Source organism: Rossellomorea marisflavi (assembly GCF_009806575.1).
GTDB classification, from domain to species: Bacteria; Bacillota; Bacilli; order Bacillales; family Bacillaceae_B; genus Rossellomorea; species Rossellomorea marisflavi_A.
The window spans coordinates 1,593,067-1,607,259 of sequence record NZ_CP047095.1 but is presented as its reverse complement, the minus strand read 5'-3'; the positions used below and the strand labels follow the sequence as shown (position 1 = coordinate 1,607,259).

Below are 14,193 nucleotides of genomic sequence, written 5' to 3'. Positions count from 1 at the left end.
TTACATCATATCCTCTTCCTGGAATGATTTCGTCTTCTTGAACTGCCAGATGGCCACTGTGATGACGATGATGGACAGGAGCAGCGTGATGGCTGCTGCCTTCGAATACTGCGCAGATGTCATGGTCAATCGATAGATCCATGAAATCAGGATGTCGGTACCGCCGGCATTTTGCCCTGTCAGTGCCGGACCGCCTCCGTTGAACAGATAAATGACGTTGAAATTGTTGAAGTTGAATGTGTACTGCGTGATGATGATCGGCGCCGTTGCAAACAGGACAAGCGGCAGTGTGATATTCTTGAACTTCTGTACGGCAGAAGCACCGTCCACGGTCGCAGCTTCATACAATTCATCCGGGATCGACTGGAGTACTCCCGTCGTCATGGCAAAGATGAACGGGAAACCAAGCCACATCTGGATCATGATCAGGGCAATCCGTGAGAATAGCGGCTCTGTCATCCATGGGAGTCCTTCAATCCCGAAGAAGCCGAGGATATCACGGTTGATGGCACCGAATGATTCGTTAAACATCCCGGCGAAGACGAGGATGGAGACGAATGCCGGGATGGCCCACGGCAGGATGAGAACCGTACGGATGATGGCTTTCCCTTTCAGATCTTTTTGATTCACGATGATGGCCAGGAAGATTCCAAGAGCCACTTGCAGGGTCGTGGCGCCAAGGGTCCAGACCAGCGTCCACGCAAGGACCGTCACAAAGGTTTCACGCCAGATATCGATCTTGAAGATATCGACGAAGTTCTGGATACCCACCCAATCTACGAGTTTTGCAGGCGGAGAGTGATAAAGATCATAGTTCGTGAATGCCAGCAGGATGACAAAGATGATCGGGAAAATGACCACGAAGATCAGAAGCAGGAACCCCGGTGACATGATAAGGTACGGAAATCCATTATCCACAAGGTTCCGATACTGTTCGCGGATCGTTGCGATCTTCTCTCCATTGTCCCTTTTGACTCCGTTCTTATAAGCGTCCCTCAGGTTATACAGATAGAATGCGATTCCGAATAAGATGACGATGATGGCCAAAATGCCATATACCATGAGGAAGATGGAATGGTCTCCGTAGGAAACATCGGTGCCCAGGGTCGTGATGCCCCAGAGCCCTAAGGATATGAGATCCTTGAACACCAGGATGAAGGAAAGGGTCATGATGAGGAAGAAGACCCCCTTCAGGAATTGACGATGGTAGAGCTGGCCAAGGCCGGGAATGAGAGATAGGGCCAGTGCCGTTTTTCTATGTTTAGTAGTAGGATTGGATTGATCCATCCTGAACTCCCCCTTTATCTTTATGCTTCAAGAGCTTTCTAAACCGGCGGCTATTTGCTTAGAAAGCTCTTGAAAAGGATGGCGGCACCTGCAGACAGGTGCCGCCACTCTCTTTAATTAGAATGGTTGGCTTTGATGTTATCCTCGATTTGCTTGACCGCAGCATCCATGGCCGCTTTAGGCTCCTGCTTGCCGGTCACGACTGTTTGCAGTGATTTGGCCATCGGATCCCAGACTTCACCCATTTCAGGGATATTCGGCATCGGTACAGCGTATTTGGACTGCTCGGCAACAGCTTTAGCGCCTTCATTTTCAGCAATCGCAGAATCATTGATCAAGCCTTCATTTGTCGGTACTTCCTGTGTTTGTTCAAAACGATATTTTGCATTCTCATCTTCTGTGATGAACTCTACGAATTTCTGTGCCCATTCTTTGTTCTTGGAATAGCCGGATACATGCCATCCTTTAACACCCATGAACGTTTTCATCGGCTCACCGTTCGGAAGCTTCGGCATCGCTGTTACACCGATATCGATCCCCGCATCCTTATACCCCTGGAAGGACCATGGTCCGTTCATGACAGATGCCACTTTTCCTTCGTTGAACAATCCGTCCATGGCGGATCCACCGTTTTCACCGATGATGCCTTTAGGGAATAACCCTTCTTTGTACCATTTCTGAATATATTCCGTTCCTTCTACTGCTCCATCGTTATTCAGTCCAAGATCTTTCGGATCAAGGGCTCCGTCATTTTCAGCGAACACATAGCCACCGTATCCACCCATCGGTGCGTGGGCAAAGTAGAAGTTATCCCATAGTGCAAGGAATCCATAGTTGCCATCTTTCGTGAAATCTTTTGCGAACGAATACACATCATCCATTGATGCAGGTGCTTCTTTCATCAACTCTTTGTTGTAAATGAATACTGGTGTTTCAGACGATTTAGGCAGGCCATAAAGCTTACCATCATAGCTTTCTGCAAGGATGGAAGACTCTGTGAAACGCTTCTTGACGTCATCAGACACTTCAAGTGGCGCAATATGGCCGGCAAGGGCAAGTTCCCCGATTTGATCATGTGGGAATGTCACGACATCAGGACCCGTACCTGCTGGTCCATCGAGACGCAGCTGCTCTTTCATTTTAGAAGCCATTTCGACTTCCTTTACCTCAAGCTCGATTCCTGTTTCTTCCGTGAACTTCTTACCAACTTCATCCAGCCATCCGGATTTCTTCTCATCTTCCCAGATTACCAGTTTTTCAGGCTTATCCTTATCTTCCGCTTTCTTGCCTCCGTCTCCGGATGCTCCTTCTTCTCTGTTCGGACCGCATGCAGCCAATACCCCTGCTACCAGCATCAAGACCATGAATAACGAAACGACTTTCTTCACCCTGACCCCTCCTAATGGTTTGTCAATTTCCGAATGTGGACAACCGCTTGCACAAAAACAGGAATATTCCCCTGGAATCTATGTATGGTCCCCGGGCTTCCCCTATCGGATTTCCATAAATGATTTACGATCACCCGATATAAGATAACGTTTACATTTTTATTGTGAAAGCGATTGCACAATCTACTTTCATTATACTAAGTAACGCCCATTTGACAATACCTTTTTATTAAAAACTTTTCTATATCATTACATAATTGACAACCTCCTATAATTGGAATACTCTTTAGTGGAATTCATAAAAGGAGGAAAAGCCATGTTCCTTGAAGCCATTTTTCACCAACCAAGAGATCAATATGCATACGCTTGCACTGAAACAGACCTGCACATCCGTATCCGGACGAAACGGGGCGACATCCACTCCATCCGTCTTTTGCACGGTGACCCCTACGATTGGAGCGATGGAGAATGGCAATATACCGACCGTGACATGACTCTTGCCGGCAGTGATCAACTCTTTGATTACTGGCTGGCCACCGTCACCCCATCCTTCAAACGGCTTCGATATGGTTTTCTCCTTTCGGACGGCGAGGAAAACATTTTCTATGGAGAAAAAGGGTTCAGCGATGGACCCTCCTCTGAAATCGGCGACTATTTCTGCTTCCCTTTCCTTAATGCCATTGATGTGTTCAGAGCACCGGAATGGGTGAAGGATACAGTTTGGTATCAAATCTTCCCCGAGCGCTTCGCCAATGGGGATCCTTCCATCGATCCCGACGGCACGTTGGAATGGAATGCAGAAGAACCGGCCCCCGATCATTTTTTCGGAGGCGACCTTCAGGGCGTCATCGACCACATAGACTATTTAAAGGAGTTGGGGATCAACGGCATCTATTTCACCCCGATCTTCAAAGCGCCTTCTAACCACAAATATGATACAACCGATTATATGGAGATCGATCCCCACTTCGGGTCGGAAGAGACCTTGAAGGAACTCATAGATGCCTGTCATAAGCGTGGTATCAAGGTCATGCTCGATGCAGTGTTCAATCATAGCGGCTATCATTTCGGTCCATTTCAAGATGTACTGGAAAAGGGTGAAGAATCTCCTTATAAGGATTGGTTCCATTTGCACGATTTCCCGGTGAACCCCGAGTCGAACCCTCCCAATTATGATACCTTCGCCTTTGAGGCATCGATGCCGAAGCTGAATACGGAACACCCGGATGTCAAGGAATATCTATTGAACGTCGGGCGTCACTGGGTGGAGGAATTTGATATCGACGGCTGGCGGCTGGATGTTGCCAACGAAGTGGACCACCAGTTCTGGAGAGACTTCCGCCATGCCGTGAAATCCATCAAGCCTGACCTATATATCCTCGGAGAAATATGGCATGATTCCATGGCATGGCTGAGGGGCGATCAATTCGACGCGGTGATGAATTATCCCTTCACCACAAACATTCTGAAGCTGTTTGCCCACGAAGCCATTTCTCCTGAAACCTTCGTTGAGAACATGACCACCGTCATGAATATGTATCCTCAGACTGTGACCGAGGTCAACTTCAACCTCGTGGGAAGCCATGACACCCCGCGGATCTTAACAGAATGCGGGGAAGATGTCAGGAAGCTGAAGTTGCTGTATACCTTCATGCTCACCTCCCCCGGAACCCCATGTATCTATTATGGGGATGAGATCGGACTTACGGGCGGACAGGATCCGGGATGCCGCAAATGCTTCCCATGGGACGAAGGACAGCAAGACCTCGACCTTCATGGACATGTACAAAAACTCACCTATCTCCGCCAGGAATACGATCTCCTGAGGAATGAGGGGGTTTTCAGCTTCCTTCCGGCTGCCGGAGAGGACCGCCATGTGGCCTTTACGAAATCGGACGGTGACAGGACGATCCTCGTGGTATTGAATTGTTCCGACACCGACTTGGAATTCACGATTCCATTCGAATTGAAAGGCGTCCCCCTCATGAACATACTTACCGGGGAAGAGTTCACCGCAGAAGCGGAAAGCATCGAATTAACGCTTGAAGCATACGGTTTCGCCATCATCAAGTTTTAAGGTATCTCTATGTAAGGAGTCAGTATGGACACAAAAAAACGAATGACCTTGTTTGCCCTCACGTGGCCGATCTTCATTGAAATCCTTCTTCATATGCTCATGGGGAATGCCGATACCCTCATGCTCAGTCAATATTCAGATCGTTCCGTTGCAGCCGTCGGGGTATCGAATCAGATCCTCTCCCTCATCATCGTGATGTTCGGTTTCATCGCAACCGGCACGGCGATCCTGGTGGCCCAGCACCTCGGAGCCAAAGAGCATGCCATATCCGGTGAAGTCGCCCTCGTCTCCCTTGTCACGAACCTTGCATTCGGAGTGCTCTTGAGTGCCATCCTTTTGTTTACCGGCAAAGGCATCCTGGAGATCATGGGGCTTCCCCGGGAACTGATGGAAGAAGCATCCGGATACCTCAGGATCGTCGGAGGATTCATCTTCATCCAGGCCCTCATCATGACGGCGGGGGCAATCCTAAGGAGTTACGGATATACAAAAGACGCTATGTACATCACCATCGGCATGAACATCCTGAATGTAGCAGGAAATTATCTATTCATATTCGGCCCATTCGGCTTACCGGTCCTTGGAGTGGAAGGCGTGGCGATCTCCACCATCGCCTCCCGCTTCATCGGCCTTGTCGTAAGCATCATTGTCATCAAGAAGCGCATCCCTTCAGCCCTGCCGTTGAACAAGCTGGGGCACATCCCTGTCCGTCATATGAAGAATCTGCTAAAGATCGGGATTCCATCAGCCGGTGAACAACTGTCATACAACGGCTCTCAGATGGTGATCACCTACTTCATCGTGAGTATCGGAACCTATGCATTGACCACCAAAGTATACGCACAGAACCTGATGATGTTCATTTTTCTTTTCAGCGTGGCCATCAGTCAAGGTACACAGATCATGATCGGCCATATGATTGGTGCCAGGGAATACGAGAACGCCTACGCACGATGCCTAAAAAGTCTCAAGATCGCCATTGTCATATCACTGTGTATGGCAGGAGTTGTCTCGATCGCAGCAGAACCATTATTGGGAATCTTCACTTCCAATCCGGAGATCATCTCATCGGCGAAAGTTCTCATTTATCTCACCCTCTTATTGGAACCCGGGAGAAGCTTCAATCTCGTGGTCATCAATGCATTGAGGGCAGCAGGTGATGTTAAGTACCCTGTCTATCTCGGCATCGCTTCAATGTGGGGGGTCGGAGTACCCCTCTCTTATGTTCTCGGCATCACATTAGAGCTCGGACTCGTCGGCGTCTGGATCTCCTTCATTGCGGACGAATGGCTCAGGGGTCTCCTCATGCTGAGGCGATGGCGTGCCAGAACGTGGATTCACAAAGGATTTGTACGGAATGAAAAGGCCGTTTAACCCAAAACCTCCCTTTTAAAAAGGGGAGGTTTTTTGATGCCGAAAAATTTATGTGAAGTTTTTTTACATTTAACCGCTTACATACGAAATTAACACTTGAACTTTTTATATTTTCTGAATATGATAGTTCATATAACTTATTCATGTCATAAAAACTAACATCAAATCTCAGGAGGCGAAAAAATGAAAAAAGTGGAAGCCATCATTCGAGCGGAGGCATTCATCAATTTACGTGAAGCACTCAGCACAAGGGGATTCAGTGGATTGACCGTATCGGAAGCAGCCGGCTGCGGCAAGCAAAAAGGGAAACAGGGGATATTCAGGGGCAACAAATTCGAAATCAAGCTGGTCCCCCGGATCAAAGTTGAAATGGTTGTTGATGATGAACAAGTAGAAGATATTGTCGATCTCATTGTGGAATACTGCAGCACCAACACAGTCGGAGACGGAAAGATCTTCATTTATCCTGTTGAAGAAGTCATCCGTATCCGCTCTGGAGAAAGAGGAAAGCAAGCTGTTCTGTAAAAAAACATTATTGGAGGGGTTACAATGATTAAAAAAATATCTATTCTGCTTCTATTATCCTTCTTTATCGGGAGTCAAGCATTCGCTGCAGCTCCTACAGCCGAGTCGGTTCAGGCTTCACTTGATTCAACCTGGGTCATGATCGCAACGATTCTTGTATTCTTCATGCATGCCGGATTCGCAATGGTAGAGTCCGGGTTCACACGGGCAAAGAACACATTGAACATTCTTATGAAAAACGTCTTGACCGTCGCCATAGGATCGTTGATTTATTTCTTCGTGGGCTTTGGGATCATGTTCGGAAAAGATATCGGTGGATTATTCGGAAGTGATGGTTTCCTTTTATCAGGTCGTGAAGACATCGGATTCTTCGTTTTCCAATCCGTTTTCGCCGCGACCTGTGCCACCATCATTTCAGGTGCAGTAGCAGAACGCATGAAGCTCAAAAGCTATATGGTCCTCACCGTTGCCATGACCGCCCTGATTTATCCGGTAGTCGGGCACTGGGTATGGGGTGGAGGTTGGATTTCTGAACTGGGATTCGTTGACTTCGCTGGTTCCACTGTCGTGCATTTGACTGGAGCAATAGGGGCACTGATTACCGTCCTATTCCTCGGCGCAAGGACCGGCAAGTATCAGAACGGAAAGGTCAACGTCATTCCAGGACATAACATCCCGATTGGTGCACTCGGAGTCTTCATCCTTTGGTTTGGGTGGTTCGGATTCAACGGGGGCAGCACCCTTGCTGCTGATCCTTCTCTTGTACCCATGGTCATCGGCACGACCTTGTTCTCAGCATCTGCTGCCATCATATCTTCAGCCTTGTACACACTTTTCCGTTATAATCGGATCGACCCTTCCCTGACGCTCAATGGTGCACTCGGTGGTCTAGTCGGCATTACGGCAGGTACAGCAAATGTCTCCCTGACCGGCGCCATCATCATCGGTCTGATTGCCGGAGTGATCCTGGTTGAAGGTGTCACTCTGTTGGATTCGTTCCTCAAAATTGATGATCCGGTCGGTGCCATTGCGGTCCATGGGATTTGCGGAATCTGGGGTACGCTCGCCGTTGGATTATTCGATGTTCAAAACGGATTGTTCTACGGAGGTGGCGCTTCCCTCCTAGGGGTTCAATCCTTGGGCGTACTTGCCGTCATCGCCTGGACAGCTGTCACCGTAGGCGGTTTCCTGTTTATCGTGACAAGAGTTTCAAGTATCCGCGTGTCTCAGGAAGAAGAGCTTTCAGGCTTGGATTTTGCAGAACACGGTTCTAACGCATACGAATTGAAAGATACATTTCTTGAGCCAGATATCGCTTCAAGCCCATTCGGCAGCGATCTTGTCGAGCGGTTGAATTCGATCGGCACTCCATCGGCAGAAGACTCCCTCAAGCAGCGTAGCAGCGTATAATGAAATGGACTGTCCTTCGGGGCAGTTCTTTTTTAACCCAAAAAGAGAGCTTCCTGTCTGAAAGCATGCGACAGGAAGCTCTTTTTATGATATCGTCGAGATGATTTTTTCCTTTTCATCACCAGATACAAAGTTCTTTTTTGAGAAGACATCATAACCATTCTTACGTACTTCATTAAGGATTTCCTTATACAGAAGGGCCGCGCCCTTTACAGGAGCCCTGGAGTAGATCGGATAAAGGCCGATCGTCCTCATGGATAGACTGTAATAGTGTTCCGCCATACCGGCCATTTCTTCCCAGACGAGACGGAACGCTTCTGTAGTCCGCCCTTCACGCAGATCTTCCACCGAGCACTCGTGCTTTACCAGCAGATCCTGAGGAAGATAGAGCCTGCCCCTGTCCAGATCTTCACCGACATCCCTCAAGATATTCGTCAGTTGCAGGGCATAACCTAGATAAATCCCGTCTTCACGCAGTTCTCTTTCCTTGCCTGGCGCAAGGATCGGAAGGAGCATGAGTCCGACCGTGCTCGCTACATGGTAGGAATAATCCAACACATCATCCATCTTCATATATCTCCTGCCGGCAAGGTCCATGCGCTGTCCTTTAATCATATCCCGGAACGCTTCCCGGTCCATATTGAAGCGCTTGAAGACATCATCGAGGGCAATCCAAATCGGTTGCTCTTCAAAAGTCCCTTCAAGAAAGGACTCAAATTCTCTCTCGAATCGATCCAATACTTCAGGAGGACTGCCCTCATCCACGATATCGTCCGCTTTACGGCAAAAAGCGTATACCGCCCACACTGCTCTGCGCTGATTCTTCGGCAGGAGGGAAAATGCCCTGAAAAATGTTTTTGAATGATGTTTGATCACCGATTCACAGTGATCGTATGCTGCCGAAATCCTGTTCATCCATGGTCACATCCTTCCTTTCTAATTCCTCTTCAAAATATCTCTGTACGGCCTGTTCAACCAGTTTTGCCCCTTGCATGACAATGGGCACACCCCCACCGGGATGGGTTGATGCTCCGACAGCAAACACATTCTTCTCCGGAAACGGCTGCACCTGTGGACGGAAAGGACCGGATTGTCCAAGAGCAGGGGCTATGCCAAAACTTCCTCCTGCATACAGCCCTTCCTGCCTGGCCTGATCAGGCGTCCTTGTTTCCATCCAATTCAGCCGCCCCCTCAAATCGTCGAATCCGCTCTCTTCCATTGTATCTAAAATATAGGACGAAAGATATCCAGAAGCGTCCTCCCAATCAATCTTTTCAGATGCGGGAACAGGGACCAGAACGTAGAGGACACTGTTCCCCTCGGGTGCAAGGGATTCGTCCACGATGGATGGATTGAAGACGTAAAATGAGGGTTCTGAGGGCACTTTCCCTTTCTCGAAGATCTCCTTCATATTTTTCGAAAAATGTTCATTGAGGTAAAACTGGTGAAGATCTTTATCAGGGTAGGTACCTTTGACTCCCATATAAAACAGGACGCATCCGGAAGAAGGCTTATATTTTTTATCGGATGGACGTTCCATGAGGGAATGGGTACCGGGAAAATCACCGTTCACTACGACAGCATCGGCCAGAAAGTCTCCCTCATCTGACCGGATCCCCTTCGCCTTGCCATCCTTTACAAGGATTTTCTCGACCGGACACGAGGTTTTGATCTCCACCCCGAGTCTCTCGCATGCCTTTCTGACCGGTTCAAGTATACTCGCATACCCGCCTTTAATATAGTAGATTCCGTGCTTATGTTCACTGAAGGACACAAGACTGTAGATGGCGGGAGTGGAATAAGGGTTCCCTCCAATATAGAGGGATTGCAATCCATATGACATCTGTAACCGCTCATGGGAAAAGTATGTTCTCAGGTTCGACATGACTGTTCGGTAGGCTTTGAGCTTTATGAGGGAGCCGATCGTCTTTGGATTCATATAGTCTTTTATACCAAGGAAGGAGGACTGGAGGAATTGTGGTTCCCCGATGGCAAACCGTTCATCCATATCAGCCATGAATCTCTTGAAACCTTCCTCATCCCCGGGGAACTCCCGACGTATTTCATCCATCTGCGTTTCAAGATCCGCAAATTTCCTGTAGGTCTGCCCGTCGGGGAAGTGAATTCCATAGAGGGGATCGCAGCGTATGAGCTCGATTTCTTCTGTATTCACACCCGCATCGGCAAGAATGGACATCAACATGTCGGGCAGCAGTACGATCGTCGGGCCTTTATCGATCTTATAGTCCCCCTTGGTGACAAACGCAAGTCTGCCTCCAATGTCCTTTTCTTTTTCAAAGATCGTCACAGTGTGACCATTCTTCGCAAGGAGCAATCCTGTAATCAACCCGCCGATTCCCGAGCCTGCTACAGCGACCTTCATAGTGCTTCCTCCATTTCCCTGTGAGCAGCCGAAGTCCTGGATGCGTCTTCCTTCATCATGATGGACGTGGTGATCCGGGCCGATTCGAGTATCGTCGGCAGACCGCTGCCCGGATGGGTCCCCCCACCGACAAGCCAGCAGTGATCAAGCTCCTCGAATTTATTATGAGGTCTGAGGGCCATCATTTGGGTAAGCTGATGACCAAGATTGAAGGTTGCTCCTTTGTAGATGTTAAAGTCGATCTCCCATTGATGGGGATCCAGCACCTTCTCGAACCGGATATGACTCCGGATATCCTCGAGGCCGGCTCTCTCCTCCAGAGAACGAATCACGAGCTCCTTGAAGTCTTCCTGGTTATCTGCCCAATCGATTTCACTCATATTATTCGGTACCGGGGCCAGGACATAAAGCGTCGAGTGGCCTTCCGGGGCGAGGGTGGGATCCGTCACGGACGCATTCTGAACATAGATGGAGGGATCTTCTGACAACTCCATCGTTTTCGTGATCTCTTCTACGTTTTTTTTGTAATCATCGGCGAAAAGGATCGTATGATGAGGCAGGTCATATTTTTTATCGAGTCCTAGGTAGATCATGAAGGTGGAGCAGGAATATTTTTTCTTTGAAAGCTTTTCTTTGCTGTACTTCTTCAGCACACCGTCATCCACCAAATTCGTCATCACGTGGGCGAAGTCACCGTTAATGACCACTTCATCGGCTGATACCCTCTCCCCATTTTCCAGGATGACCCCCTTGACGTTTTTCCCGTCAAGCCAAAGCTTTTTGATCCCCGTCGAGAGATGGATCTTTCCTCCGTTCTCTCTTACGACTTTCGCCATCGCTTCTGAAAGTTGATTCACCCCGCCGATGGGATGAAATACACCGTACTCGTGTTCCATGAAAGAAAGGATGGAGAAAGCCCCGGGACATTCCCAAGGTGACATACCCAAATATTTGGACTGAAAGGTAAATGAAAGTCTCAGTTCGTGATCGGTGAAGTAATCACTCAGCACACTGTAGAGTGACTTACCGAGGGAAAGCTGAGGCAGGGCCCGCAAGACTTTCCAGCTGATATATTGATAGTATTGGTCCATCGGGCTCTGAAGGATGGGTTTCAAGCGGTCCATCTTCTTGCGTGTATCATTCATGAATCGCTCGTACCCTTTTCCGTTCCCAGGAAAATGTCGCTCGATTTCCTTTTTCAATTGTTCTGGGTCCCTGTACATTTTCACATCTTTATCTTTGAATTTCAGTTCGTACATCATGGGCAGCTCCTTCAGATCCACATAATCATGAAGGTTTTTCCCTGCCGCTTCAAAAAGTTCCTCCGCAATCTCCGGCATGCCTAGGAACGTCGGCCCGATATCAAATGTATATCCGTCTTGTTTGATGGCACCGTTACGACCGCCAACAAAGGAGTGCTTTTCGTATACATCGACTTCATATCCTTTACTGGCCAGAAGCATGGCAGAAGCCAAACCTCCAGGTCCCGCTCCGATGACAATCACATTTTTGGACATCTTCTCTTCCTCCTTGTACAAAGTTTATACAATACCTGAACATTGATTATAAATTAAGTATACAATGCTTCTTTCATGGGCACAAAGATTAACACTCTATTTTACTAACAAATTTCTTTTTTGCCATATGTAAAAATAGTCATATAAAGCATCCCTCTTAGTTTACCCTCTTTTTTGCTATTTAATGATTAGTATGAGCAAAAGTTCATTTTAATCACGAAGCCTCCAGTTGAGCGCCATCACACCTGCTGGAACAGGGTTTCTCCATAAAAAACACCCCGGGCATTTGTCCGGGGTGCGGTAGGTTCAGGAAACGATTTTAATATTGTAGGTTTTGAACCAGACATGGATCTGTGCCAGGTGGGCAAGAAGCTGCGGCCCTGTCATGAGCTGACCGTACCAAGGAGTCTGGAATGCAGCACCGCCGGATTGGACGATATCCTTCAGCTTTTCTTCTTCGAATAAGGTATGAAGGACACTCGTTTCATCTTCCAGGATCTCTGAGAGCCATTCACGTACAAGTTCTGTATACTTAGGATGATGTGTTTTCGGGTAAGGGCTCTTTTTACGGTAAAGTACCTCATCAGGGAGGATGCCCTCAAGTGCTTTTCTAAGAAGACCTTTTTCCCTTCCTTCGTGGTGTTTCATCTCCCAAGGGATATTCCACGCATACTCTACAAGGCGGTGATCGGCAAAAGGCACCCTGACCTCGAGGCTAGCCCCCATGCTCATGCGATCCTTCCGGTCCAGGAGGGTCGTCATGAACCATAGCTGATTCAGATAGAACATCTGCCTCCTTTTCGCCTCTTCATCCGATTCCCCTTCAAGCAAAGGAGTCTCTTCTACCGTATCCTCGTACCTGGCCAGGACGTATTCTTCAAGATTGAGCTTGTTTCTCCATTCTTCTTTCAGCAAACCCTGCCTTTCTTCTGTTGAGCGCATCCACGGGAATCCTCTGCGATTGAAATCATCACTCCGATGGAACCATGGGTACCCCCCGAAAATCTCATCCGCGCATTCTCCCGATAAACCGACCGTGAAGTCCTGTTTGATTTCCTCACAGAACCATAAAAGGGACGAATCGACATCGGCCATGCCAGGCAGATCCCTCACGAGGACTGCCTGCGTGAGATAGTCCTTCAGCTTTTCCTGATCGATGACGCAGCTGTGATGAACCGTTCCGAATTCTTGGGTCATTTGATCAATCCAGTACGCATCGGCATTGGGCTGGAAATCATTGGCCTTGAAGTGTTCCTCATTCCCTTCGTAATCGATGGAATACGTATGGAGCTGCCCCTTCCCTTCATCCCTGTAGCAATTGGCAGCCACCGCCGTGATGGCACTGGAATCAAGACCCCCTGATAAAAATGTGCACAGGGGCACATCCGATACAAGCTGCCTTTTGATCGCATCCATCACGAGGAATCTCACTTTTTCAACAGTCTCTTCGAAGGAATCTGTGTGCTTCTCACTTTTCACATTCCAGTATCTCCACTTCTTCACACCTTCAGGACCGAAGCTCATGGCGAATGCCGGGCGCAGTTCCTGTACCCCTCTGAAAACCCCATGCCCCGGGGTCCTCGATGGCCCGAGTCCCAACACTTCCTTCAACCCCTGAAGATCGATCTCAGGTTCGATATCAGGGTGGGCCAGCAACGCTTTGATTTCCGAAGCAAATAAGAGACCACCGTCTTTCTCGGTATAAAACAGGGGTTTGACGCCGAGTCGGTCACGGGCAAGGAAAACCCGCCCTTCCTGTTCATCCCAGACGGCAAAGGCAAAGATTCCGTTCAAGTGATCAACGCACTCTTCCTTCCATTCGATATAGGATGTGAGGAGGACTTCTGTATCCGAATGTCCCCGGAAAGTATATCCCTTTCCCCTCAATACATCCCTGAGATCTTCCGTGTTATATAGCTCACCGTTGTAGCAAATTGTATAGGATTTCCCTTCATGCTGGATGGACATGGGCTGCCGTCCGCCTTCCGGATCGACCACGATCAGCCTCTTATGACCGAACAGGACATGTTCACCGCCCCACAAATTATTCTCATCGGGTCCTCTCTTTGATAACGTTTCCGCCATCTCCCTTACAATCCCTCGTTCACCTGTCAGATTTCGCTCGAAATGTACCCATCCTGTGATCCCGCACATGGTCATCATCCTCACTTTCGTAGAAAACAGCTCTTCGACATGTAGATTATCTTATGCTTCTAAAGGGAAATGGTTAAT

Annotated in this window: 10 protein-coding genes; 4 read left to right on the top strand and 6 right to left on the bottom strand. The window is 48.4% G+C overall.

All coding sequences use genetic code 11. The features are described 5' to 3' along the window. Both D5E69_RS08465 and D5E69_RS08460 read right to left on the bottom strand, forming a co-directional pair. Nucleotides 1-1,287, bottom strand: coding sequence for a carbohydrate ABC transporter permease (locus D5E69_RS08465; protein ID WP_048004352.1), 1,287 nt, complete (start codon nt 1,285-1,287; stop codon nt 1-3). Nucleotides 1,288-1,400: 113 nt separating this feature from the next. Further along, nucleotides 1,401-2,675, bottom strand: a complete 1,275-nt coding sequence (locus D5E69_RS08460) for an extracellular solute-binding protein (RefSeq protein WP_048004353.1) — start codon at nt 2,673-2,675, stop codon at nt 1,401-1,403. A 316-nt stretch (nt 2,676-2,991) separates the two neighbouring features. On the opposite strand from D5E69_RS08460, the gene D5E69_RS08455 reads away from it, so the two are divergent. The 4 genes from D5E69_RS08455 to D5E69_RS08440 all read left to right on the top strand — a co-directional run bounded on the left by D5E69_RS08455 (nt 2,992) and on the right by D5E69_RS08440 (nt 8,061). Next, on the top strand, nt 2,992-4,752 hold the full coding sequence (locus tag D5E69_RS08455) for an alpha-glycosidase (protein ID WP_159129552.1): 1,761 nt from the start codon (nt 2,992-2,994) through the stop codon (nt 4,750-4,752). Between the two features lie 24 nt (nt 4,753-4,776). Then, a complete protein-coding gene (locus D5E69_RS08450; RefSeq protein ID WP_048004355.1) occupies nt 4,777-6,126 on the top strand; it encodes an MATE family efflux transporter in 1,350 nt (449 codons plus the stop codon). Nucleotides 6,127-6,309: 183 nt separating this feature from the next. Then, entirely contained in the window at nt 6,310-6,651 is a 342-nt protein-coding gene (locus D5E69_RS08445; protein ID WP_048004356.1) for a P-II family nitrogen regulator, read from the top strand. Nucleotides 6,652-6,675: 24 nt separating this feature from the next. Continuing rightward, nucleotides 6,676-8,061, top strand: coding sequence for an ammonium transporter (locus D5E69_RS08440; RefSeq protein WP_048012949.1), 1,386 nt, complete (start codon nt 6,676-6,678; stop codon nt 8,059-8,061). An 84-nt stretch (nt 8,062-8,145) separates the two neighbouring features. On the opposite strand, the gene D5E69_RS08435 is transcribed toward D5E69_RS08440, so the two are convergent. From D5E69_RS08435 to asnB, 4 genes are all read right to left on the bottom strand, one after another. Then, complete coding sequence (locus tag D5E69_RS08435; protein ID WP_048004358.1) at nt 8,146-8,976, bottom strand: phytoene/squalene synthase family protein; 831 nt, start codon at nt 8,974-8,976, stop codon at nt 8,146-8,148. Then, entirely contained in the window at nt 8,942-10,444 is a 1,503-nt protein-coding gene (locus D5E69_RS08430) for a phytoene desaturase family protein (RefSeq protein ID WP_159129551.1), read from the bottom strand. Before D5E69_RS08430 ends, D5E69_RS08435 begins: the two co-directional genes overlap by 35 nt. Beyond that, a complete protein-coding gene (locus tag D5E69_RS08425) occupies nt 10,441-11,961 on the bottom strand; it encodes a phytoene desaturase family protein (protein ID WP_159129550.1) in 1,521 nt (506 codons plus the stop codon). The genes D5E69_RS08430 and D5E69_RS08425 overlap by 4 nt, the downstream gene beginning before the upstream one ends. Before the next feature lie 306 nt (nt 11,962-12,267). Continuing rightward, a complete protein-coding gene (gene asnB, locus D5E69_RS08420; RefSeq protein ID WP_148794829.1) occupies nt 12,268-14,115 on the bottom strand; it encodes an asparagine synthase (glutamine-hydrolyzing) in 1,848 nt (615 codons plus the stop codon). Between the last annotated feature and the right edge of the window lie 78 nt (nt 14,116-14,193).

Bases quoted from the DNA above. Each gene is read 5' to 3' on its own strand.
- D5E69_RS08445 (WP_048004356.1), top strand. From the start codon at position 6,310: ATGAAAAAAGTGGAAGCCATCATTCGAGCGGAGGCATTCATCAATTTA.
- D5E69_RS08430 (WP_159129551.1), bottom strand. From the start codon at position 10,444: ATGAAGGTCGCTGTAGCAGGCTCGGGAATCGGCGGGTTGATTACAGGA.
- D5E69_RS08465 (WP_048004352.1), bottom strand. From the start codon at position 1,287: ATGGATCAATCCAATCCTACTACTAAACATAGAAAAACGGCACTGGCC.
- D5E69_RS08440 (WP_048012949.1), top strand. From the start codon at position 6,676: ATGATTAAAAAAATATCTATTCTGCTTCTATTATCCTTCTTTATCGGG.
- D5E69_RS08455 (WP_159129552.1), top strand. From the start codon at position 2,992: ATGTTCCTTGAAGCCATTTTTCACCAACCAAGAGATCAATATGCATAC.
- asnB (WP_148794829.1), bottom strand. From the start codon at position 14,115: ATGTGCGGGATCACAGGATGGGTACATTTCGAGCGAAATCTGACAGGT.
- D5E69_RS08450 (WP_048004355.1), top strand. From the start codon at position 4,777: ATGGACACAAAAAAACGAATGACCTTGTTTGCCCTCACGTGGCCGATC.
- D5E69_RS08435 (WP_048004358.1), bottom strand. From the start codon at position 8,976: ATGAACAGGATTTCGGCAGCATACGATCACTGTGAATCGGTGATCAAA.
- D5E69_RS08425 (WP_159129550.1), bottom strand. From the start codon at position 11,961: ATGTCCAAAAATGTGATTGTCATCGGAGCGGGACCTGGAGGTTTGGCT.